This window comes from Marinobacter sp. (genome assembly GCF_048266785.1).
Lineage (GTDB): Bacteria > Pseudomonadota > Gammaproteobacteria > Pseudomonadales > Oleiphilaceae > Marinobacter.
Map to the genome: position 1 here is coordinate 168,853 of NZ_JBLWYX010000002.1, position 19,046 is coordinate 187,898.

Here is a 19,046-nt window from a genome sequence, read left to right on the forward strand (position 1 = left end):
AGGAGTGTTGCCGTGTCACGGTCGGAGCAGTTTGCCAGCGATAATTACAGCGGTGTGTGCCCGCAGGCCTGGAAAGCGATGGAGGCGGCAAACCGTGTGGATGAACCAGCGTATGGCGAGGACAGCTGGACGCAGCGGGCCGCAGATGGATTGCGTACTCTGTTTGATACAGATTGCGATGTCTACTTTGTGTTTAATGGCACCGCAGCCAACTCGTTGGCTCTGGCGTCCATCGGGCAATCGTTTCACAGCGTGATCTGCCATGAGCTGGCGCACATTGAAACCGATGAATGTGGTGGGCCGGAATACGCCTCCAACGGCGCCAAGCTCCTGTTGGGTGAGGGTGAAAACGGAAAACTGACTCCGGAAAGCATTGAGCACCTGGTCACCAAGCGTACCGATATTCATTACCCGAAACCCAAGGCACTGAGCCTTACTCAGGCAACGGAAGTTGGCACGATCTATACCCCGGACGAGCTTCGTGCCATTCGCGCGCTGGCGGATCAGTACAAGCTGAATATCCACATGGACGGTGCCCGGTTTGCGAATGCCGTGGCGGCGCTGGATGTGCACCCATCGGAAATTACCTGGAAAGCGGGTGTCGATGTGCTGTGCTTCTCCGGAACCAAGAATGGTTTGGCTCTGGGAGAAGCTGTGGTGTTCTTCAACAAAGCCCTGGCCGAGGACTTTGAATGGCGCTGCAAACAAGCGGGGCAGCTTGCCTCTAAAATGCGATATATTTCTGCGCCCTGGTGTGGATTGCTGGAAAATAACGTGTGGCTGGAAAATGCGCGCCATGCCAACGCCAGTGCGAAAAGGCTTGCGGATGGACTGGCCGGGCTACCGGGAATCAAGCTCAGGTACCCAAGGCAGGTAAACGGGGTGTTTGTAGAAATGCCCGAGGCCTTACAGGCTGCGCTGAGGGCCAAAGGATGGCGTTTCTACAATTTTATTGGTGGCAGCGCGCGTTTGATGTGCTCCTGGGCTACAACACCGGCGGTTGTTGATCAGTTTCTGGCTGATGTGCGCCAGTTGCAGGCATGAGCCAGCGGTTTACCCAGCTGATGATTTCCATCACAATCTGCGCCATCCCGTATCAGGAGCACTTACTATGCCAAGGCGCACACCAATCTCATTGGAGGTGATCCGGTGAGAGCTCTCTTTCATAGCTATCTGAATGCCTCTCTAATTCTGCGTGTAAGCATCGCTCTGGTGCTGGGTGTGGCCGTCGGTATGATTGGCGGGCAGCAGGCCGCAGATTGGTTGGCGCCCTTCGGCGAGCTGCTGCTGCGCCTGCTCAAATTCCTTATTGTGCCCATCGTGCTGCTTACACTGATGGTGGGTATCAACCAGGCGAATATCGGCAGCATGGGGCGCGTTGGGCGGAAGCTGTTTGGTTTTTACGTGATAACAACCGCGCTGGCTATTGTTGTCGGCCTGGTGGTAGCAAGCCTGCTTGAGCCAGGAAGTGGCATAGCTCTGAATGAAGACGCCGAAGTAAAAGTACCGGACAACCCCGGGATTGCGAGCGTGTTGTTGAACATTGTGCCCGACAACATTTTTACGGCGTTCACTGAACTGAATTTGTTGGGCATCATCTTTATTGCCATTGTGTTTGGTATAGCGTTGTTAAAACTGCGGGAATCAAAAGCCCATGCAGAGCTTGGAGAGCACCTTTACAAAGTTGTTGAAGCGCTGAACGAGATCACCCTGAAAGTTATGGCAGGCGTGCTCCAGTACGTGCCCATCGGAGTGTTCGCGATTGTTGCCAAGACAGCTGGTGAGCAGGGGATGGCCACCATTCTCGCGTTGGGCGATATGGTGCTGGTGCTGTACATCGCGCTGGCGGTGCACCTGTTTGTTTACTGCGTTCTGATGCGTGCGTCTGGCGTGCGCGTGCGAGCGTTTTTCCGTGAAGCTCGCACGCCCATGGCCACTGCATTTGCCACCCAGAGCAGTTCAGGCACCTTGCCATTAACGCTGGATGCAGCGCGGCGCTTGGGTATCCCAAAACGAATCTACGGTTTCAGCTTGCCGCTCGGTGCCACCATCAATATGGACGGTGCTGCAATCCGTATCGCAATTTCTGCGGTCTTTGCCGCCAACGTGGTCGGCATTCCGCTGGATCTGTTCACCATGGCTGAGATCGTTCTTATAGGTACGCTTACTTCTATCGGTACAGCGGGCGTGCCCGGTGCAGGTATAGTCATGATTGCCACCGTTTTCGCTCAGGTGGGCCTGCCTATTGAAACCGTTGCACTGCTGGTTTCAATTGATGCACTGGTCGGTATGGGTGCTACCGGGATTAATGTTACCGGGGACCTTGTTGGCACTGCGGTTATTGCTCGCAGCGAGAATAAACAGGTGGTGGAACCTGCTGGTGAGGGCCTGGAGTCCACTGGCTGAGTAAAGCCGAGTGAATGGTGTGATAAGGTGCCACTCAGGCTTTCGTTATAGTTGGAGGGCTCTGTGAATCGAGCGCAAGGTAAGCTGATCGTTTATTATGATGGGTCCTGCTCTACTTGCATCAAGGATCGTCGCTGGTATGAAAAGCTGGCGGGGAAGACCGGCGAGTCTGTCGAATGGCTTGATATTACAGGCCGGGACGACGAGCTGCGCGAACAGGGCGTCGATCCGGACAAAGCGCTTCGGGAACTGCACGTGAAGGACGATCAGGGCGAAATCCACAGTGAGATGGATGCATACATACTGTTGATGTCGCGAGTGTTCGTGCTGAAACCGCTGGCGTGGCTGATCTCTTTGCCTCTGATCCGGCCTTCTCTGGCAAAGCTTTATCATTCATGGGTTGAGCGCCGCCTCGCTGGGCGCACCTGAACCTCTACCTGCCTGACTGACCCCCGGAGAGTTGTAAGTGACGCATATTCGAGAACAGGCCATTCGGGGCCTCAAGGCTGGTGATGTTTTTACGGTTACCCGAACCTTTACCGAGAATGACACGGTAACATTCGGCGAAGTCAGCAGGGACATGAACCCGATTCATTACGATGAACACTTCGCCGCTGCCAAGGGGTTTCAGGCCAAGATCTGCCATGGTTTGCTGGTCGGCGGCATGATTACTGAAGTGGGCGGCCAGATTGGCTGGCTGGCATCCGGTATGAACTTCCGGTTCCGCCGGCCCGTCTATTTTGGCGATACCATTACCTGTGTGTTTACCATTACCGAAGCAGATGAGCGCAACCGCGCAAAAGCTGAAGCGGTGCTGTCCAACCAGCATGGCGAGGTTGTTACTGAAGCCTGGTTGACGGGTGTACTGCCTGGGCAAACGGAGCGAAACATTCTCGCTCAAATCTGATTGGCTTCAACTCCCACCCGCACCCCGAAATTCCATCTTCAGAGGTTTTTATGGCTCGCTTCGAGTTGCTAGGCACTGCGATCATCCCCGGCAAGGGCACAGAGCTGCGCCTGCTGCAGCGCAACGATGAGTTCTCCATCCGTATCGCCGGCACCAGTGGCGAGTTGATGAACACTCGCCTGCATGGTTCTGAGGACGCGCTTGCAACGCTGGCCTGTGAGCGCATTGCTGATCACCCCACACCGAAAGTGCTGATTGGAGGGCTGGGCATGGGTTTTACCCTTGCGGCGGCTTTGCAGTCTTTGGATGATACCGCAGAAGTGACCGTTGCCGAATTGGTGCCAGAGGTAGAGCAGTGGAATCTGGGCCCCTTGGGCAGCGCTTCGGGCTACCCGCTAAAAGACCCTCGCGCCAGAGTACATATTGGTGATGTGGTTCAGTTGATCAAGGGTTCGCCGACCAGTTATGACGCTATCCTGCTGGATATCGACAACGGCCCTGAAGGTCTGACTCGCAAGGAAAACGATTGGCTGTATTCCACTGCGGGTATTGCCGCAGCACAGGAAGCGCTGCGTCCAGAGGGGATTCTGGCGTATTGGTCAGCCGGGCAGGATCCTGCATTTACCGAGCGCCTGAAGCGTGCAGGGCTTTCGGCCGAGGCCGTAACTGTGCGTGCTCATCGCCCCGGGAAAGGCGCAAAGCACGTTATCTGGCTCGCCTGGTAGGCGCCTTGGCGAAGTACTAATCCTCGTCGTCTTCCTGCATGCGCTCCAGCCGATCTCTTTCTTCCTCTTTGGCGGCGTCAATCACTGCCATAAGCTCATCCACATCGGCACTGGCGGTATCGTGCTCAAAGCACCCTGTCAGCTTGCTGTCGGGGTGCAGGTCGCCGCTTTCGTAAAGTGCCCAGATCTCCTTGCCGTAATCGGTAACCAGCAGGTCGGGCGCGTACTTGGCAAAATAGCGGCGCATGTTGTCCACATCCCGCTCCAGCATCCGTTCGGCGTTGTTGTTGCCTGCAGCGTTAACAGCCTGGGGCAAATCAATAATCACGGGCCCGCTGCTGTCTACCAGCACGTTGAATTCTGACAAGTCACCGTGGATCAGCCCGGCGCTCAGCATGCGCACAACCTCTGCGATAACCCGGCCGTGGTAATCCCGGGCTTGCTCCGGGGTGAGGGTGACATCATCCAGACGCGGAGCTGCCTTGCCGTCTGCATCAGCAATCAACTCCATCAGCAGCACGCCGTCCACGAAGCCCATCGGTGAGGGTACGCGCACCCCGGCTTCGGCCAAGCGGTAAAGGGCATCCACTTCGGCATTGAGCCAGGCGTCTTCCTGCTCTTTCTGGCCATAGCGGGTTTTTTTGCTCATGGCCCGGGCTCGCCGGCTGTTGCGTACCTTTCGGCCTTCCTGATACTCAACGGCCTGCTTGAAGCTCCTTTTTTGGGCTTCCTTGAACACCTTTGCGCAGCGTACATGTTCGCCACACCGCACTACATAAACCTGTGCCTCTTTACCGCTCATAAGCTGGTAAAGCACTTCATCCACCATGCCGTCATCGACCAGGGGCTGCAATCTCTTGGGTACTTTCATAAAACCTTTCAGTTTAGCTATAAGCGTGCAGACCATGCATGTTGCCCAACGCTGAGGCCAGCCAGAAGCGAAATGATGGTCACAAAGGGGCATAGCTTACATCAAATTGCCATTTCTTATATGAATCTGGTTGTTGCGTCAGGAAGCTTTTTATCGAATGGCTTATAGTGTTCGCTCGCCCAGTATCGGCAGGGCAGGTCTGCCGGTAGAATTGCCGGGTGTGAAACACGCCGGCTTATGTCCGGTATGGATGCGATCAGAGATTGTTTTGGAGCTTTAAAAAATGCCTAGAGCAAGTGAAATCAAAAAAAATTCTGCGGTTGAATACGAAGGTCGGGTGTATTTCGTGAAGGACATTGAGCGCTCTGTTCCTCAAGGACGGGCAGGTGGTAGCCTCTACCGCATGCGCATGTACGATGTGGTAACGGGTAGCAAAATTGACGAGACGTTTAAAGATTCCGATATGTTGAATCTTGCCGATCTCGTGCGCAGGCCCGCGAGCTTCTCCTATTCTGACGGCGACGAATACGTCTTCATGGATACTGAAGACTTCACGCAGTACAGCCTGAATGGATCAGCAATTGCGGATGAATTGCTGTTTATCAGTGAGGACACCCAGGGGGTGATGGTGATTCTGGTCAGTGAAGCGCCGGTTGCACTGGCACTGCCGCCAACTGTGGAGCTTGAAATTGAGGAAACCGACCCCTCCGTTAAGGGTGGTTCAGCGACAGCTCGTACCAAGCCGGCAAGAATGGCCACCGGGCTGGTTATTCAGGTTCCCGAGCATATTTCTACCGGGGATCGCATCAAGATCAACGTTGAAGAACGGAAGTTTTTGAGCCGGGCCTGATCTGACTGCTGGTGTTCTGAAGTTGCCTTGAGGAAGGAAAGCCCTGTGAAAACAATAGAAACAATAAAGGTGCTGGCTGCCAGCGTGATCGCGGTAGTGGTGATGGTGGGGATAGCCCGGTTCTCATACACGCCGATGATTCCCGAGATGATGGACGCACTCGGGCTGAGCCAGTCGGTAGTTGGCTTGCTGGCGACGGTGAACTACGCCGGCTACCTCACCGGTGCGCTTCTGATCACCCGGATCAGCGATCTGGACCTCAAGGTAAAGCTGTACCAGCTTGGTCTGATTGTCGCAGTTGTCTCTACGGTTCTGATGGGGTATACCACCGACGTTTGGCTGTGGTTTTTGCTGCGCTTCGTTTCCGGGCTGAGCACGTCAGCAGGCATGTTGCTGGGCGCCGGCCTGCTGATGAGCTGGCTGATAAAAAACAATGAGAAATCCGAGCTTGGCGTGTTCTTTTCGGGTATCGGGCTCGGGATTGTTCTTACTGCAGTGCTGGCGGAGTTAATCAAGGAGTCCTTTAGCTGGGATCAGCAGTGGGTAATATACGGGCTGGTCGGGCTGGCGCTGATTGTTCCGGTGTGGCGCTGGATGCCAGACTATCGTGCCTGTGCCTTGCCGCGAACCGGGGGTCCGGCAGGTACTGATGAACGAAGCCGGTTTATCGTGATCCTGCAGCTGGCCTACTTTTGTGCAGGTGTCGGGTATGTGGTAACCGCGACCTTCCTGGTGGCAATTGCCGAATCCATGCCGGAACTCAGTGGCCGTGGCTGGCTGATCTGGCTGATTGCGGGGCTGGCGGCCACACCTGCTTGCTGGCTGTGGGATGTGTTCTCTCGCCGTTGGGGGCAGTGGACGGCACTCTATCTTGCCTACATGCTCAATTCTGTCAGTATTCTGATGCTGATCCTCAACACGAGCATGGCCAGCGTTATGCTCAGCGCCGTTATTTACGGGGCCAGTTTCATCGGCATCGTCAGCATGATGCTGGCCATGGTGGGGCGCGTGTTCCCGGAAAACCCCTCCCGGCCTATGAGCCGACTTACCTTCAGCTATGGCATCGCCCAGATGCTGGCGCCCGCTGTTGTCGGTTATCTGGCTGACGTAGAAGGCAATTATACCAACGGTCTTTGGCTTACCCTGCTGGTGATGGCGCTCGGTGTGGTCATGGTTCATCTGGCGCGCCAGGCCAAGGGCGGAGAAATGGAGCCGGCCCGATGAGCAATCCGACGTTGGCACAGCCGGTTTTCTGGCGAGACAGCGAGTTACCGTACATTGAGTTGCGGCAGGTCAGCGATGGCCGTGCAGTCTGTTACGAGCCCCATAGCCACACTCAATGGTCGATGGGAGCCATTACCGGCGGACAGAGCACCTTTGAGTACGTGGGGCGGCATTACCACGTTGGTGAAGGTTCGCTGGTGTTCATGAACCCGGAATGGGTTCATGCGTGCAATCCGGTGGATAACCAGCCCTGGGCCTATCTGATGTTGTATGTGGATGCGGGTTGGCTTGCCGGCTTGAGGTTTCGTCTGGGCCTGCTGGCTACGCCGCTCTGGCAGGATATCCATTACGACGTCAGTTCGTCTGCTGTTTTGTACTCTGGCTTCCAGGCCCTGTCTTACCGGCTGCAGGATGATCAGGTGTCTTCAGAGCAAAAACGGGATTGCGTAGAAGCGTTTTTGTCGGAGGTAATGGTATCAATATCCGGTGCGGCAGAGCAGGCTGAACAGCCGTTTCCTCCCGCGCCTGTTCCTTTGCAGGAGCTGGCCCGATATCTGGATTGTCACTGCACGGATGAGTTGTCCATCAAGTGGATGGCAGAACGGGCAGGATTCTCTGAGTCCCATTTGGTGCGGGTGTTCCGTAAGCACTTTGGCATGACACCTCATGCCTATCAGATCAATCGACGTGTTCAGCTCGGGCAGCGGGCGATTCGGCGGGGTGCTCCCATCGCAGATGCGGCTCTGGCCGCCGGGTTTTTTGATCAGCCACATTTTCAAAAGGTCTTCAAGCGGCTGGTTGCCGCTACCCCTGGCCAGTATGGCCGACCGCTAAAACGGCTTCCTGACCGAGTATGAGATACAGGCAACTGGCCAGCAGTAAGGCTGCGAGCACACGGTTTACCGTTCGAAGCACCCGTGGCCGCTGAACATACTGGCGCAGAAAACGCCCTGCAAAGACCCAGGTCGAGAGTGACAGCCAGCAAATAGGCAAATACAGGCTGGAAAATATGGCCAGTTGTGTGAGGTCACCACCGGAGGTATAGGCACCGATACCAGACGCGGACGCAAACCAGGCTTTCGGGTTCAACCACTGCATGATAGCGCCCGTCCAGAATCCGGGAGCGTTTCCCAGGGCCCTGCCTGAAATTTTTCCGTCATCTATCGCCAGTCGGTAGCTGAGATAAAGCAGAAACGCGATGCCCGCCCAGGTGAGCAACCGATCAAATCCCGGAATCCAGGTCAGAGCAGAATGCAATCCCAGCCCGATAGCAAGAAACAGCGCTACAAATCCCAGTGTCGCCCCTGACACAAACCACAAACCCTGGCGCAGAGGGTATCGGGTGCCGCTGCTGAGGCAGACAAGATTCACCGGCCCGGGTGAAATAGAAGCTGCAAGCGCAAAGGCTGACATGGGCAAAATCAATAGCAGAGACATCAACAGGTTCCTCATCTCGGGACAGTGAGTGAGGAGTCTGGCGTGGTCGTAATTCCGAGTATTGTACAAAATTGTGCCTGCGGGGAGTTATAGAAAAGAGGCTGGCCAAGGCCAACCTCTTCCGAGATTCAGGAAAGGTGATGAACGCCTTCCATTCCGTATACGGGCGTTTCGAGGCCTTCTTTTCGGGCTTTTAGCTGAAGCGCCAGGTAGAGCGAATAGTGACGTGACTGGTGCAGATTGCCGCCATGGAACCAGAGCGCGTCCTGCTGCGTTGGTTTCCACATGTTGCGTAGCTCGCCTTCCCATGGGCCAGGGTCTTTGGTGGTGTCTGAGCCCATGCCCCAGCATTTTCCGACTTTGTCCGCGACCTCCTGGGAGATAATCCTTGCCGCCCAGCCATTCATGGAGCCAAAGCCGGTGGCGTAGACAATAAGGTCCGCAGGCAGTTCCGTACCATTGGTCAGCGTCACAGAGCGCGGGTTGATGCGCTCAATGCTGACCCCGCTTTTGAGCTTGATTTCCCCTTGGGCGACCAGTTCGGAGGCTCCCACATCAATGTAGTAGCCCGAACCACGGCGCAGGTATTTCATGAACAGACCGGAGCCGTCATCACCGAAGTCCAGCATGAACCCAGCTTGTTTCAGCCGTTTATAGAAATCGGCGTCCTGTTCGGCGACCTGCTTGTAAACCGGGATATGCATATCGGGCATAATCCTGAATGGAACAGAGGCGAAGGTGAGATCCGCCTTCTCGGTCGTTGTGCCGTTTTGTACCGCTTCCTCGGAGTAGAGTGGGCCGAGTACCAGATCCATCAGGGTATCGGATTTGATGATGTGCGTGGACGAGCGCTGGACCATGGTAACGTCGGCGCCGTTCTCCCAGAGTGCTGCGCAGATGTCGTGAGCGGAGTTGTTGCCGCCGAGGATGACACATTTTTTGTCCTTGTAGGCAGCACCACCGGGATGCTTGCTGGAGTGGTGCTGTTCACCTTCAAACGCATCCATGCCGGGGATGTCAGGAATATTCGGGATGCCGGACATGCCGGTGGCCAGAACAAGCTGTTTGGGACGAAGTGTGACTTTCTCGCCTTCCCGGATGACATCAACGACCCATTCCTTGCTGGTCTCATCGTAGCGGGCGCCGGTGCATTCCGTTGAACTCCAGTAATTGAGTTCCATGATTTTGGTGTACATCTCCAGCCAGTCACCAATTTTGTCCTTCGGGGCGAATACGGGCCAGTGGTCCGGGAAGGGCAGGTAAGGCATGTGGTCGTACCAGACCGGGTCGTGCAGACACAGCGACTTGTAGCGGTTGCGCCAGGAGTCGCCGGCTTTCGGATTGCGCTCGATGACAATTGTGGGTACATCCAGTTGCCGGAGCCGCGCCGCCAGACCGATTCCGCCTTGTCCGCCCCCGATGATTACGCAATAAGGCTGGCGGCTGTAGCCCAGCTCCTGCTCTTCCTCCAGCTGTGCCTCAAGCCAGGTCTTGCGTGACTTGGTCGCACCGTGCCGCGCGCCCTTGGGCCTCAGGAAGTTGCGCTTTTCCGGGAACTCTTTCAGCTCCTGCATGGTGGTCAGGAGCGTCCATGCAGCACCGTCACGCAGGCGGACATGGCCTTTGCCCAGCGCGTCTTTGGTTTCGAAGGTAATCCAGGCTTCGGTAACACCGTCTTGTTCGGTGGCTTCTTCTGCTACCTTCCAGTTATCGGGGCGAGCCTGCCCTGTGGTGTGCTCCAGCATGTCGCGGATGTTTTCGTGGCCTTCCATTGTCTTGATATTCCAGGTCATGGCAACAAGGTCGCGCCAGAAGCCATCTTGCTCAAACAGCTCAGCCGCCTGGCCGGGGTTATCGGATTGCAGGGTTTCGTTGAACCCGTCGAGCCATTGCTGGACTCGTTGGGTAGGAGTAATTTGTGCTTCGGTCATTACGATTCTCCAGGTTTGCATTGTTATTGTTGGCAGGGTGCCGGTGGCGCCTTGTGCAGGAATGAATCCTCCGGTTAGACAAGAGCAGGCGCCGTGCCAGCTCTGTTCTTGGCTTTGTAAGTATTCTTAAGCGGCTGATTTGAAATCTGATAATGGACTCTTTAGTTAACCGCCGGTGTCAGGTAGAGCTTTCTGACGGCCAGAGTTTGCGTTACACCTGTAATGTTCTTGGCTGTGGAGGCGTGACAGGTGTAACGCCAAAACGGGTCCTAAGGGAGGATGTCGGTTTCGGATCATTGGGTATAAGCTGATAGGGCGGTGCAGCAGTATCTCTCGTGCATGACAATAACAACATCAGAGTGTTGCAGGAGCTTGGTATGACTACGCAACTGGCGCAGCGGCGCCATATTGACGCTATTTTAAGCTACGCAGACAACGACGCCTCCGCGAACTTGTCTCCGGAAAGCGAGCTGATTGGTCGTTCCTGGAAACGATGTATCAACGAGTACGGACTGGATCCGAGCCAGCCTCGCAGTGCCCGGATTGTTACCCAGCAAACCCTGCGGGAGCATCAGGACTCGGTGGATGAGTTTCTGGACGTCGCCAGGGCAGGTGTTGAACAACTCTACTCGAACATCGCCAATCTCGGGTATGTCCTACTGTTGACGGATCATCGTGGGATTACTGTGCAGTATCTTGGGGACCGTCGTTACGACCAGCGTTTGCGCAAGGCCGGTTTGTATCTGGGTGCGGACTGGAGTGAACAATATGCCGGCACCTGTGCAGTAGGTACCTGTATTCAGGAGCAGCAGGCTCTGACGTGTCATCGGGTTGACCATTTTGACTCGACCCACATCAATCTGACCTGCACGTCAGCGCCGATTCTTGATCCGATGGGCAATCTCCTGGCGGTTCTGGACATTTCTGCTCTGGATTCGCCCAACGCGCACAACAGTCAGACTTTCGCGTTGCACCTCACCCAACTCTATGCCCGAATGATCGAGGATGCCTATTTTCTCCGCCGCTATCGTAAGCAGGTGATTGTCCGGTGTGACGGTTCTCGTGAGTTCGTTCAGGTTAATGGTAAATACCTGTTTGCCATTGACGGGGATGGCCGTGTGGAGGCCGCCAATACAGCGGGGCGCTCACTCATGTTGGACCCAGGCTCAGGCAGTGACACGGAGACCCGGCCTGACCTGACCGGTTTGTTTGAGTGTGAACTCCGGGATATCTGGAGTATTCCCTACGATCACGATGACCAGGTGAAAGCGTTCAGGCATTGTGCCAGTGGTCGTACTTTTTTTGCCGCGCTGATTCAGCCCAGGGTCAAGACCCCTGCATCCCCATCTTCGGAGGCCCACGCAGCCGAAGAGCGTGTGCCCCAACTGGATGCATTGGCAGCGGATGACCCCGTCATGCGGCGTACGCTCGGTCTGGCGAAGCGTCTTCGTAACAGGGATGTAGGATTGCTTGTTCTGGGTGAAACCGGCACGGGTAAGGAGATTCTGGCCAGGGCTGTACATGCGTCGAGTCACCGATCCCGGCGGGCTTTTGTAGCGGTAAACTGCGCGGCTATTCCCGAATCACTGATTGAGAGTGAGCTTTTCGGCTATGTTAGCGGCGCTTTCACCGGTGCCCGCACTCGGGGCATGCGTGGGCTGATTCAGCAGGCGGATGGCGGTACGTTATTTCTGGATGAAATCGGGGATATGCCCCTTCAGCTCCAGACCCGTTTGTTGCGAGTACTGGCAGAGGGGGAAATCCTGCCTGTCGGGGCCGATAGCCCCGTGAAAGTGAACTGTCGCGTGATTGCCGCTACCCATCAGGATCTGGGTCAGTTAATCGAGCGAGGCAGTTTCCGTGCAGATCTGTATTATCGGCTTAATGGCGCTACCCTGCGCTTGCCATCTCTGAGCCAGAGAGCGGATCGACAGCACGTAATTAACCGCGTGCTTGCAAACCTGATTGATCAGGGCGAACTCCCGGATGTTCGTATCCGGGCGGATGCTATGAGTGCCTTGCTTGCCTATAGCTGGCCAGGAAATATCCGACAGCTGGACAACGCGTTGGCGTTTGCCGAGGCCACCTGCAACAACGGCGAAATTACGGTTAATGATCTGCCTGAGGAGTGCCTGTGTGAACAGGTGCTATCGGTGGTAGAGGCTGATGAAGAACGCTGTGATCCCAGCCCGTTGCTGGGGGCTTTGATGAAGTATCAATGGAATGTCTCTGAGGTGGCCCGTTTCTATGAGGTGTCCCGGCCAACCATCTATCGTTGGATGCAGCATCAGGGGATTCAGCACGCCAGATTTTTGGGAAAGCTTAATAGGGAGCAGTAGTCAGACATGTTGATATCGGAAGGCGCGCAACATTATGTGCTGATGCTGATCCCCAGTCTTTTGCGGGATATTGAGAAGCTGGGGCTGCGGCGGATTATTCGCACGTCCGATTTTTCGGAGCAGGAAGTGACGGCCCTCTATTTCGAGTTCGTGTCTGCCAATCGGGTACTGCCGGCTAATCCGCATTCAATTGAGCCAGCTAGCTGGCAGCACCTGCTCCACTGTGTGCGTGTGATGAGTTCGCTGGTGGGTCTGGCGACAATCGAAGATCTGGAGCGAGCCCGCGAGACGGCGATTCGCCGGTATCTGCCTCACGCAAAGGAGAGCCTCAAAAACGAATATGACCAGATACGCCGCGAAGGCAAAGTGGACTTTCGGCTCGCGGGTATTCTGCGTGCTGGTGATTCGCCGGAAAACTCCGGCCAGGTTTGTATGGAGGCAATCAGGCGTGAGCGGGAGCAGCGTGTCGAATCAATCAAATGTCTGGGCACCGAGCACCTGACCGACCATGAAACCTGTGTGGTAGAGGCGGCGAAGGCTTACGTTGCATCCCGCATTGATGATGCACCAAAAGATTTCGGCATTCTGGACCTGGTCATCCGGCTTCTTGATTTGCTGCGTCTGGTGCTTGTTCTGGAGTCCCGTTCTACCGGCGGTGCAACCGCTGTGTCGTCAAACTTTTCGGTCGAGAACATTGTGCTTGGTATCGGCAATGCGCTGTACCGAAACGAACTCGGCTTGCATGTGTCGTCTCTGGGGCTGGCCAAGGTCAACAAGTAGCCTGTTTCCACCGTCAGGTGCTTCAGAGCCCTGCATCTTTTACGTTTTCCATCACCACAAACGTACTCGTTTGCAGTACATGGGGCAGGGCAGAAATTTGCTCGCCCAGCACCTGCCGATACTCGGCCATGTTGCGGGTTCGCACTTTTATCAGATAGTCAAAATTGGCCGCAATCATGTGGCACTGTTCAATAGCCGCAATCTGTTTAACGGCCTTGTTGAAAGCCTTCAGTGCATCGCTGCTGGTGTCGCTCAAAGTTATCTGGGCGAAGGCGATGTGGTTTTGCCCCAGCTTGGTTTGATTAACCAGCACAGTGTAGCCGGTGATAAAGCCTTGTTCCTCAAGCCGCCGCATACGCACCTGGCACGGAGTTTTGGACAGGCCAACGCGGGAGGCAAGGTCGGTGATCGTAATTCGCGCATTCTTTTGTAGCTCACGAATAATGGAATGATCGATTCGATCAAGCTCGCTCATAGTGCCGTGTCCTCTGTGTAGGCGTAGCCATCTGATCTTCCCTGTCGTTCCTGTCGTAGACACCCCAAAGCAGTAAAACCGTCTCTTTTGGGCAAGTCTTCAACTGGGACGCTATGCTGTAGGCTGAAAACGCCAGATATTATAAAAAAGGCTTCAGGCCGGGTTTGTTTGGACTTGCACGCCTGAAGTCGTTTTGCCTGAGATGGTATTTCATAAAAGAGAATTAATAAATTCCCGGCGCCTAATAAAGCCGAAATGGTATGTGTTTGTGGCTTTTACGGTGAAACAGTCTTTGTTGTTGTAGGTAGAATGCGGAAAAGACAAACAATTGAGAGGGTACAGCTATGTCATCGCAGCATTCAGTGACTCCCGAACTTGCCAATAGCCGGCAGGCAATCCGCGATCATTATCTCCAGGATGAGTACAAAGTGATTCACGAGATGATTGCTGACGCTCAGTTGTCCCGGGAAGAGCGCGAAGCGATCTCCGCCCGCGCGGCCGGCCTGGTGCGCAGCGTCCGTGAAAGCGCAAAATCCACGATTATGGAGAAATTTCTAGCGGAATACGGTCTCACTACCAAAGAGGGCGTAGCGCTTATGTGTCTGGCTGAGGCGCTGTTGCGCGTGCCGGATAACACAACGATCAATGCGCTGATTGAAGACAAGATTACCTCCGGCAACTGGAGTGCTCACGTAGGCAAAGCGACCTCATCATTTATTAATTCCACCACTGTCGCGCTGTTGATGACCAGCAACCTGCTGAAGGATTCCGAGCGTCAAACAGTCGGTGAGACTTTGCGTAAGTTGGTCAAGCGTTTGGGTGAGCCGGTGGTTCGCACTGTTGCAGGCCAGGCCATGAAGGAAATGGGCCGTCAGTTCGTTCTGGGTCGTGACATTGAAGAGGCGCAGAGCGAAGCCAAGTCTTACATGGCCAAGGGGTACACTTACTCCTACGACATGCTTGGCGAAGCCGCGCGTACTGATGCGGATGCCCGCCGTTATTTCGAGTCCTATTCCAACGCTATCGATAGCATCGCCAAAAACTGCAAAGGTGATGTGCGTAAAAACCCCGGTATTTCCGTCAAGTTGTCCGCACTGCTGGCCCGTTACGAGTACGGCCATAAGGACCGGGTGATGGCTGAGTTACTGCCCCGGGCCCTGATGCTGGCTAAGAAAGCGGCAGCTGCCAATATGGGGTTCAATATCGATGCTGAGGAGCAGGACCGCCTCGACATTTCTCTGGATGTCATCGAAGGCATTTTGTCCGACCCGGCACTTGCTGGCTGGGACGGTTTTGGCGTGGTCGTTCAGGCCTTTGCCAAGCGTGCTTCATACACGCTTGACTGGCTGTATGCGCTTTCTGAAAAGCTCGACCGCCGCATAATGGTTCGCCTGGTGAAAGGCGCCTACTGGGATGCCGAGATCAAACGCGCCCAGGTGATGGGTCTGTCTGATTTCCCTGTATTCACGCGTAAGGCGTGCAGCGATGTTGCCTATCTCTCATGCGCCAAAAAGCTGGTGGGCATGAGCGACCGTATTTATTCACAGTTCGCCACCCATAACGCGCATTCGGTTTCGGCCATTCTGGAACTGGCAAAAACCGCAGGCCTGAAAAGCTATGAGTTCCAGCGCCTGCACGGTATGGGCGAATCGTTGCACAGTCAGGTTCTCAAAGAGAGTGGAGTGCCCTGCAGGATATACGCACCTGTTGGCAAGCACAGTGATCTGCTGGCTTACCTTGTGCGTCGTTTGCTTGAGAACGGAGCTAACAGCTCCTTCGTTAATCAGATTGTGGATACCAGCATCACCCCTGAGGAGATTGCCAAGGATCCCATTGATGCCGTCCAGGAACTCGGTGAAAACCTTTCCAGCAAAGTGATTGTGCGGCCTGCGGACCTGTTTGGTGCCAATCGCCGCAACTCCAAAGGGTGGGATATTACCGATCCGGTCACCGTTGCGCGCATTAACGAAGGTCGCGATGCATTTCGCAACCACCGCTGGACGGGCGGCCCGCTTATTGCCGCGGACATTACCGGCACCGAAGTGCTGGACGTTAAAAATCCGGCTAACCCGGATGATCTGGTCGGGCAGATTACTCAGGCTAATGAAGCCGATGTCGATGCTGCCATTACCGCTGCCCAGCAAGGTTTCACGACCTGGTCCGCCATGTCCGCAGAAGATCGTGCGGCCCGCGTTCGCAAAGTCGGTGACCTTCTGGAGGAGAATGCCCACGAACTGTTTGCACTGACAACCCGGGAAGCTGGAAAATCCCTGCTGGATGCCATTGCCGAAATTCGCGAGGCGGTTGATTTCTCGCAGTTTTACGCCAACGAAGGTGTGCGTAATAACGACAGCGGTGAGGCTCGCGGCGTTATTTGCTGTATTTCGCCCTGGAACTTTCCGTTGGCGATCTTTGCAGGTCAGGTTCTGGCGAACCTGGCTGCCGGCAACGTAGTCGTTGCCAAACCCGCGGAGCAAACGTCGTTGCTTGCCGTTCGTGCTGTTGAATTGATGTACGAAGCGGGCCTTCCGAAAGATGCAATTCAGTTGTTGCCGGGATCGGGCGCTATTGTGGGCACGGCGCTCACCTCTGATTCCAGGGTGGCCGGCGTTTGTTTTACCGGCTCCACCCCAACAGCACACCGCATCAATAAAGTGATGTCAGAAAACATGGCCCCGGATGCGCCGTTGGTGGCGGAAACCGGTGGCCTGAACGCCATGATTGTAGACTCGACTGCGCTGCCTGAGCAGGTGGTTCGGGACGTACTGGCATCGTCGTTCCAGAGCGCCGGCCAGCGTTGCTCTGCGTTGCGTATGCTGTATGTGCAAAAAGACATAGCGGATAACCTGCTGGAAATGCTGTACGGCGCCATGGAAGAGCTGGGAGTTGGTGATCCCTGGGCGCTTTCCACAGATGTGGGCCCGGTCATTGATGAGGCCGCCCGCAAGAAGATCGTGGATCACTGCGATAAGTTTGAGCGCGAAGGTCGCCTGCTTAAAAAACTCCCCGTGCCGGAAAAGGGGCTGTTTGTTTCACCTGCTGTACTGCGAGTCAACGGCATCGAAGACATGGAAGAAGAGATCTTCGGTCCGATACTGCATGTGGCTACCTTTGAGGCCAAGGACATCGACAAGGTTGTCGATGCCATAAACGCCAAGGGCTACGGCCTGACATTCGGTATCCACAGTCGGGTGGATAACCGGGTTGACCGGATTTCCAGCCGCATCAAGGTTGGCAATATCTATGTTAACCGTAACCAGATCGGTGCGATTGTTGGTTCTCAGCCGTTTGGTGGTGAGGGGCTTTCCGGGACCGGGCCAAAGGCAGGCGGCCCGCAATACGTTCGTCGCTTCCTGAAAGGGCCCACCGCTGAGCGCCCGGCGGTGTCCGGTGGTAAAGCGATTGATGGCAAGAAGCTGGAAGGACTGATTGGCAACCTTGGTAAGCTCAAGACGCCTGTTCCAAAAACCAGAATAGAAGCTTTGGAACCGATTTTCGGGAAGGTGCCCGAGCCGTTGGACGCTCACGCTGAAGAGTTGCCGGGACCAACGGGTGAGCTTAACCGCCTTACCAATCATGCCCGTGGGGTTGTGTTGTGCCTTGGGCCAGACAAGGAAACAGCGTTGGCCCAGGCCGCAATGGCACTGTCGCAGGGCAACAAGGTGGTAGTGATCGCACCGGGTGTTGGAGACGCCGTGAGTCGCGCTGCGCAAGCCGGGCTGCCGATTGCAGGCGTTGAGGGCAGTCTGGAGCCGGACGCACTGGCTACTGCCAGCGGATTCGAAGCGGTTGTAAGCTGCGCTGAACAGTCGCTACTGCGGAAGTATCGTTTGGCTTTGGCCAAACGCGATGGGGCGTTGCTGCCTCTGATCACGGAGCACACGCTCGATCAGCGATTTGTGATCGAGCGGCACCTGTGTGTGGATACAACTGCGGCCGGTGGTAACGCCAGCCTGATTGCAGCCTCCGAATAAAGCAGCTGCTGCAGCCGGCGGGAACTCCCAGGGAAGGGGGTTATTGTCGGTATCTCTCGTATATCAGCATTCAGTTGCTGGCATAGCGCTCGCGCAGTATGCCAACGCGCTCAACGTAAGCTTTGGTCTCGGCATAGGGTGGGATGCCACCGTAACGGCTTACGGCACCCGGGCCAGCGTTGTAGGCTGCGGTAGCGAGCCTGGTGTCACCTTTGAAACGCTCCAGCATTTTGGCAAGGTATGTGACCCCACCACGAATGTTCTCCGCCGCTATCATGGCGTTCTGTACGCCCACTTCCAGGGCGGTCCCCGGCATCAGTTGCATTAGCCCCTGAGCTCCCACCGGTGAGAGCGCCTTCTCGTTGAATGCCGACTCGGCATGAATAACCGCGCGTACCAGCGCAGGATCCACACCATACTCATCAGCCGTCGTTTTGATCTCCGACTGGTAACGGCTCAGGAACAGAGGTGTTGTGCGCCAGTTAACAGGAGAATTCGGGTCGCAGGCGTAACAATGGAAGCTGATGACGTCGAAATCCGTAACCGAGGGCTGAGTTCCGCTGTAAGCGACAATGCCATTATCGTCACGATACCGGAAAACAGTCTCGCTTTTGCTGGAGGCACGTCCTGGGCTGTTACTTTTTACATTGGTAAATTCAACGCGGCCATCAGGATGCACAATGCGCTTGATGCTGTCTGCTGTAGCCGGAGCAGAAAGCCAAATCAGCGCGATGAGGACAGACAGGGCGATAAGTTTGGGGCGTATCATTGGCTACTCACGGAAAGCGCAATCAACAGTCGTGCTGCAGATCACGATAAAGCAGGCACGAAAAAGATTATACGGCGTTACCGGGCAGAAATGACATTACGTCTTGTCTGAGAAATGTTACCGGGAGGGAGAAGCCCGGGCGCGTTGTAGGTGCCCGGGGCGAAACACTGATCAGATTCACTTGGAACGCTAGATCTCTGGTCCCCGCCCGCGTATTGCATTGGCGACCAGAGAAATCACCGGCAATAACGGCGATGATAAGACAAATTACAACCGATAGGCTGGCCGAGTGTTGCCTTCGTTGTTGGGGAATTTTACTTTTATCCGGGTCACAGGGGGTGTCCTTTCAAAAATAGTT

16 protein-coding genes are annotated in these 19,046 nt (G+C 55.4%); 11 read left to right on the forward strand and 5 right to left on the reverse strand.

Annotated features, from left to right (window positions below):
- Positions 1-12 precede the first annotated feature (12 nt).
- The 5 genes from ACN0V1_RS04280 to ACN0V1_RS04300 all read left to right on the forward strand — a co-directional run bounded on the left by ACN0V1_RS04280 (position 13) and on the right by ACN0V1_RS04300 (position 4,038).
- Positions 13-1,044, forward strand: coding sequence for a threonine aldolase family protein (locus tag ACN0V1_RS04280; protein ID WP_417543808.1), 1,032 nt, complete (start codon positions 13-15; stop codon positions 1,042-1,044).
- Positions 1,045-1,149: 105 nt separating this feature from the next.
- Positions 1,150-2,406 (forward strand): dicarboxylate/amino acid:cation symporter, encoded by a 1,257-nt coding sequence (locus ACN0V1_RS04285; RefSeq protein WP_417543809.1) that lies wholly within the window; start codon positions 1,150-1,152, stop codon positions 2,404-2,406.
- A 63-nt stretch (positions 2,407-2,469) separates the two neighbouring features.
- Positions 2,470-2,835 carry a thiol-disulfide oxidoreductase DCC family protein gene (locus tag ACN0V1_RS04290; RefSeq protein WP_417543810.1) on the forward strand — a complete coding sequence of 122 codons (366 nt, stop codon included), beginning with the start codon at positions 2,470-2,472 and terminating at the stop codon, positions 2,833-2,835.
- A gap of 37 nt (positions 2,836-2,872) precedes the next feature.
- Complete coding sequence (locus ACN0V1_RS04295; protein ID WP_417543811.1) at positions 2,873-3,313, forward strand: MaoC family dehydratase; 441 nt, start codon at positions 2,873-2,875, stop codon at positions 3,311-3,313.
- 50 nt (positions 3,314-3,363) lie between these two features.
- Entirely contained in the window at positions 3,364-4,038 is a 675-nt protein-coding gene (locus ACN0V1_RS04300) for a spermidine synthase (protein WP_417543812.1), read from the forward strand.
- A gap of 16 nt (positions 4,039-4,054) precedes the next feature.
- On the opposite strand, the gene ACN0V1_RS04305 is transcribed toward ACN0V1_RS04300, so the two are convergent.
- On the reverse strand, positions 4,055-4,909 hold the full coding sequence (locus ACN0V1_RS04305) for a PA4780 family RIO1-like protein kinase (protein WP_417543813.1): 855 nt from the start codon (positions 4,907-4,909) through the stop codon (positions 4,055-4,057).
- A 283-nt stretch (positions 4,910-5,192) separates the two neighbouring features.
- Between ACN0V1_RS04305 and yeiP the strand changes: the two genes are divergently transcribed.
- Genes yeiP through ACN0V1_RS04320 form a run of 3 tightly spaced genes read left to right on the forward strand, consistent with a single transcriptional unit; the run spans position 5,193 to position 7,840 of the window.
- Entirely contained in the window at positions 5,193-5,759 is a 567-nt protein-coding gene (yeiP, locus tag ACN0V1_RS04310) for an elongation factor P-like protein YeiP (RefSeq protein ID WP_417543814.1), read from the forward strand.
- A 45-nt stretch (positions 5,760-5,804) separates the two neighbouring features.
- Positions 5,805-6,983 (forward strand): YbfB/YjiJ family MFS transporter, encoded by a 1,179-nt coding sequence (locus ACN0V1_RS04315; RefSeq protein ID WP_417543815.1) that lies wholly within the window; start codon positions 5,805-5,807, stop codon positions 6,981-6,983.
- Positions 6,980-7,840 (forward strand): AraC family transcriptional regulator, encoded by an 861-nt coding sequence (locus ACN0V1_RS04320; protein ID WP_417543816.1) that lies wholly within the window; start codon positions 6,980-6,982, stop codon positions 7,838-7,840. Before ACN0V1_RS04315 ends, ACN0V1_RS04320 begins: the two co-directional genes overlap by 4 nt.
- Here ACN0V1_RS04320 and ACN0V1_RS04325 read toward each other — a convergent pair.
- Together ACN0V1_RS04325 and ACN0V1_RS04330 are read right to left on the reverse strand one after the other, a co-directional pair.
- Positions 7,788-8,414, reverse strand: coding sequence for a LysE family translocator (locus tag ACN0V1_RS04325; protein WP_417544045.1), 627 nt, complete (start codon positions 8,412-8,414; stop codon positions 7,788-7,790). The genes ACN0V1_RS04320 and ACN0V1_RS04325 overlap by 53 nt on opposite strands.
- Before the next feature lie 134 nt (positions 8,415-8,548).
- Entirely contained in the window at positions 8,549-10,351 is a 1,803-nt protein-coding gene (locus ACN0V1_RS04330; RefSeq protein ID WP_417543817.1) for a flavin-containing monooxygenase, read from the reverse strand.
- 377 nt (positions 10,352-10,728) lie between these two features.
- Here ACN0V1_RS04330 and ACN0V1_RS04335 point away from each other — a divergent pair, with 377 nt between their 5' ends.
- Positions 10,729-12,690: a sigma-54-dependent Fis family transcriptional regulator gene (locus ACN0V1_RS04335; protein WP_417543818.1), complete on the forward strand. Its 1,962-nt coding sequence runs from the start codon at positions 10,729-10,731 to the stop codon at positions 12,688-12,690.
- Between the two features lie 6 nt (positions 12,691-12,696).
- Positions 12,697-13,470 (forward strand): hypothetical protein, encoded by a 774-nt coding sequence (locus ACN0V1_RS04340; protein WP_417543819.1) that lies wholly within the window; start codon positions 12,697-12,699, stop codon positions 13,468-13,470.
- Between the two features lie 22 nt (positions 13,471-13,492).
- Here the strand turns inward: ACN0V1_RS04340 and ACN0V1_RS04345 are convergent, their stop codons facing one another.
- On the reverse strand, positions 13,493-13,945 hold the full coding sequence (locus ACN0V1_RS04345; RefSeq protein ID WP_291951253.1) for a winged helix-turn-helix transcriptional regulator: 453 nt from the start codon (positions 13,943-13,945) through the stop codon (positions 13,493-13,495).
- 344 nt (positions 13,946-14,289) lie between these two features.
- Between ACN0V1_RS04345 and putA the strand changes: the two genes are divergently transcribed.
- On the forward strand, positions 14,290-17,919 hold the full coding sequence (gene putA, locus ACN0V1_RS04350; RefSeq protein WP_417543820.1) for a bifunctional proline dehydrogenase/L-glutamate gamma-semialdehyde dehydrogenase PutA: 3,630 nt from the start codon (positions 14,290-14,292) through the stop codon (positions 17,917-17,919).
- Between the two features lie 70 nt (positions 17,920-17,989).
- On the opposite strand, the gene ACN0V1_RS04355 is transcribed toward putA, so the two are convergent.
- Positions 17,990-18,688, reverse strand: coding sequence for a lytic transglycosylase domain-containing protein (locus tag ACN0V1_RS04355; protein WP_417543821.1), 699 nt, complete (start codon positions 18,686-18,688; stop codon positions 17,990-17,992).
- Between the last annotated feature and the right edge of the window lie 358 nt (positions 18,689-19,046).

What these genes read in the sequence shown, in the direction of transcription:
- ACN0V1_RS04340 (WP_417543819.1), top strand. Translation starts at nt 12,697, where the DNA reads ATGTTGATATCGGAAGGCGCGCAACATTATGTGCTGATGCTGATCCCC.
- ACN0V1_RS04300 (WP_417543812.1), top strand. Translation starts at nt 3,364, where the DNA reads ATGGCTCGCTTCGAGTTGCTAGGCACTGCGATCATCCCCGGCAAGGGC.
- ACN0V1_RS04305 (WP_417543813.1), bottom strand. Translation starts at nt 4,909, where the DNA reads ATGAAAGTACCCAAGAGATTGCAGCCCCTGGTCGATGACGGCATGGTG.
- ACN0V1_RS04335 (WP_417543818.1), top strand. Translation starts at nt 10,729, where the DNA reads ATGACTACGCAACTGGCGCAGCGGCGCCATATTGACGCTATTTTAAGC.
- yeiP (WP_417543814.1), top strand. Translation starts at nt 5,193, where the DNA reads ATGCCTAGAGCAAGTGAAATCAAAAAAAATTCTGCGGTTGAATACGAA.
- ACN0V1_RS04345 (WP_291951253.1), bottom strand. Translation starts at nt 13,945, where the DNA reads ATGAGCGAGCTTGATCGAATCGATCATTCCATTATTCGTGAGCTACAA.
- ACN0V1_RS04320 (WP_417543816.1), top strand. Translation starts at nt 6,980, where the DNA reads ATGAGCAATCCGACGTTGGCACAGCCGGTTTTCTGGCGAGACAGCGAG.
- putA (WP_417543820.1), top strand. Translation starts at nt 14,290, where the DNA reads ATGTCATCGCAGCATTCAGTGACTCCCGAACTTGCCAATAGCCGGCAG.
- ACN0V1_RS04355 (WP_417543821.1), bottom strand. Translation starts at nt 18,688, where the DNA reads ATGATACGCCCCAAACTTATCGCCCTGTCTGTCCTCATCGCGCTGATT.
- ACN0V1_RS04330 (WP_417543817.1), bottom strand. Translation starts at nt 10,351, where the DNA reads ATGACCGAAGCACAAATTACTCCTACCCAACGAGTCCAGCAATGGCTC.